Here is a 3,050-nt window from a genome sequence, read left to right on the forward strand (position 1 = left end):
TACAATTGTTCTGCATCATTTTGTCCCTCCTTTCGTTTAGGGTCTGTTGTTTGGAGACAATTGATTCTACTGCGAAAGGAGGTTTTTATTAAGGATTAAGTTCAGGTAAATGCATTTTTCGGGTTAATTCTTCCGCAGGAACCCGCAAGGCAGGCGACACCACCGAAAACATCACCGCCGGAGTAATACCTATATGTATTAAGAAAAACATATAAGGAGGAACGAATGACGTTCATGAGACCCGTTGACATACAAAGGAAAATGAAAGTGAGCAGAACACATTTGTACGAGTTGATAAAACAAGGACTGTTTCCCAGGCCGGTCAAACCTTTTAAAAAGATGTCTCTCTGGAATGAGGCTGAAGTTGACAGGATCATGGAAGCCATTTATAAGAGAATGGATAAGAAAAAAATTAAAGAACTCGTAAGCCAGATTGAGCAGTTGAGGTCAAATTGATGTTTTTAATGTATCAAGATAGTCCGCCCATGCCTGCATCATCTTCTTTCTCTCGTCGATGAACTTCGTCCTGTTGTATGCCTCTCCGAGCGCATCGGGAACGGCGTGTGCCAGCTGGTGCTCGATCACCTCGGGAGGGAACTTCAACCGTTCATGAAGGATCGTACGCGCCATAGCCCTGAACCCGTGAGGGGTGATATCTTTCTTCGTGTCGTACCCCATGCGCCGCAGCGCCGCGTGCATCGTCACGTCGGAGATGGGCCTTTGCCTGCTCCGCAGGCTCGGAAAGAGATACTCCGATTTCAGGTATGACGAGAACGACCGCAACTCCTTGAGCAGGGCGATTGCCTGTTTGGAGAGAGGGACCACGTGCTCCCGTTTCATCTTCATCTTCTCGGCGGGGATCTCCCACAGTCTTTCATCAAACTTAAACTCTTCCCATCGGGCGTTGCGGAGTTCTCCCGGCCGGACAAAGGTGAGTGAAAGGAGCTTGAGGGCGCATCTTACGAGCACGTACTCATACCCGTCGATCGCCCTCATGAGGGCGCCTATCTTCGCAGGTTCGAGGATCGTCGCATAGTGCTGGGGCCGAGACGGCGTAAGCATCCCCCGCCCCAGGTCCGATGCGGGGTCCCTCTCTGCAACACCCTTCACGATGCCATACCGGAATATCATGCTCGTTATCTGTTTTACCCTGTGCGCCGTCTCGATCTTGCCGCTTTGCTCTATGCCCTGTAGGAACTTATAGAGCAGAGGCGTCGTGATCCCAGTGACGGGGGTATCCCCGAAGGCGGGGAGGATGTAGTTGTTGATCCTCTGCAAGACCGTTTCCGCATGTCTTTTCACCCACGTTGACTTCCTGTTCTCAAACCACTCCATGGTCAGCTCTCCGTAGGTCATGGCCCCGTCAGTCTTCTGCGCCTTCCTCATCGCCGAGGGGTCGCCGCCCTCCGCAAGGAGGTCTTTCCCCCGATCTCTTCTGTTTCTGGCCTCCTTCAGGCTTACATCGGGATACACGCCAAGGCTGATGGTCTTCTGCTTTCCCTTCAGGAGATAGTTGAACCTCCACCATTTGCCTCCGGAAGGAGTGACAAGAAGATACAGACCGGATGCGTCGTACATCTTGTAGGGTTTTTTCCTGGGACGCGCGTTCCTGATGCGTATGTCCGTAAGCGGCATAAGGCAGCCCCCTTTTCAAACTCTGTGAAACTGTGGTAACTCAGAACAGGTAAGCATGGTTACCCCAAAAAGTTACCACAGAAAATTGATGGCTGTCAATGGTCTTTAATGGACTCATATGAACAGTCAAAATTGATATCTAACTAATTTTAAAGGTATTTTAGTACTTATAAGGAATTATAAAAACATATAAAAAATAGGCAGTGGCGGAGAGAGAGGGATTTGAACCCTCGGTACGCGTTTTATGACGTACACACGATTTCCAATCGTGCTCCTTCAGCCTCTCGGACATCTCTCCAGCACATCTTTTATACCACACTCCCTGACGGCTGCACAAGGCAATTTACACGTAGCGCGGCATTCTCCACCCTCTTCGTTTACAGCCACTGTATTTTGGTGTTCCATTCTGGTACAATACAGACCGTCATGTACTTTCTGCCTATTACAAACAATGATCTGAAAGAGAGAGGCTGGGATTGTCTCGATGTTATTCTCATTACGGGCGATGCCTATGTTGACCATCCTTCTTACGGGGCAGCAGTAATCGGGAGGGTCCTCGATAACGCAGGTTTCAGGGTGGGCATCATCGCCCAGCCGGATTGGAGAACAACAGATGATTTCAAGCGACTGGGGAAACCCCGTCTGTTCTTCGGTATCACAGCCGGGAACCTCGATTCGATGGTGGCAAACTACACATCCGGCAAAAGACCGCGAAAAAAGGACGACTATTCACCGGGAGGGGTACCCGGGCTCAGACCTGACAGGGCCGCAATAGTGTACGCAAACAGAGTGAGGGAGGCATACAATGACGTGCCGATCGTCATTGGCGGCATTGAGGCGAGCCTGCGGAGGTTTGCCCACTATGACTGGTGGGATAACGCGGTGCGGAGGTCGATCCTCGTCGATTCCAGAGCAGATATCCTCGTTTACGGGATGGGCGAGAGGCAGGCCGTGGAGATCGCGCAGAGGATAAAAGGCGGCAGGGAACTCGCGGGGATCAGGGGAACAACAATAAGGCAGCCGATAGTCGATAGTCGTCAGTCGTCAATAGATCCAAGGCAAGGCAAGGACAATAGGCAGCAGACAAAAAAACAGTCCTCGGCAGACAGTACTTCTCCGGGTAGTCATTGCGAGCCCGCAGGGCGTGGCGGTTTGTCGCTGCGAGTATCTTCCCCTCTGTCATTGCGAGGAGCGGAGCGACGCGGCAATCTCACTCAGGGGATCGCCACGGCTTCGCCTCGCGATGACGGTAAGGATGAGACGCCTCGCGATGACGGTAAGGATGAGACGCCTCGCGATGACACTAAAATGTCAAACATTGAACGTAGAACCTTGAACATAGAACCTGGCTCCCGGCTCTCTGCTCTCCGCCCTTTGCCCTCTGCTCTCAGCCCTTCGCTCTCAGCTTTCGTCGA

At 51.7% G+C, this 3,050-nt stretch carries 3 protein-coding genes and 1 tRNA gene; 2 read left to right on the top strand and 2 right to left on the bottom strand.

Annotated elements, in window-relative coordinates:
- The first annotated feature begins 234 nt into the window (after positions 1 to 234).
- Entirely contained in the window at positions 235 to 456 is a 222-nt protein-coding gene (locus tag PHU49_16400) for an AlpA family phage regulatory protein (protein ID MDD5245591.1), read from the top strand.
- On the opposite strand, the gene PHU49_16405 is transcribed toward PHU49_16400, so the two are convergent.
- Both PHU49_16405 and PHU49_16410 read right to left on the bottom strand, forming a co-directional pair.
- Complete coding sequence (locus PHU49_16405; protein ID MDD5245592.1) at positions 448 to 1,635, bottom strand: tyrosine-type recombinase/integrase; 1,188 nt, start codon at positions 1,633 to 1,635, stop codon at positions 448 to 450. The two genes, PHU49_16400 and PHU49_16405, sit on opposite strands and share 9 nt — an antisense overlap.
- A 204-nt stretch (positions 1,636 to 1,839) precedes the next feature.
- Positions 1,840 to 1,933, bottom strand: a tRNA-Ser gene (locus PHU49_16410).
- Between the two features lie 128 nt (positions 1,934 to 2,061).
- Between PHU49_16410 and PHU49_16415 the strand changes: the two genes are divergently transcribed.
- A partial coding sequence (locus PHU49_16415; GenBank protein ID MDD5245593.1) for a hypothetical protein occupies positions 2,062 to 3,050 on the top strand: 989 nt, incomplete at its 3' end.

The sequence above is a fragment of the Syntrophorhabdaceae bacterium genome, from assembly GCA_028713955.1.
Classification (GTDB): domain Bacteria; phylum Desulfobacterota; class Syntrophorhabdia; order Syntrophorhabdales; family Syntrophorhabdaceae; genus UBA5609.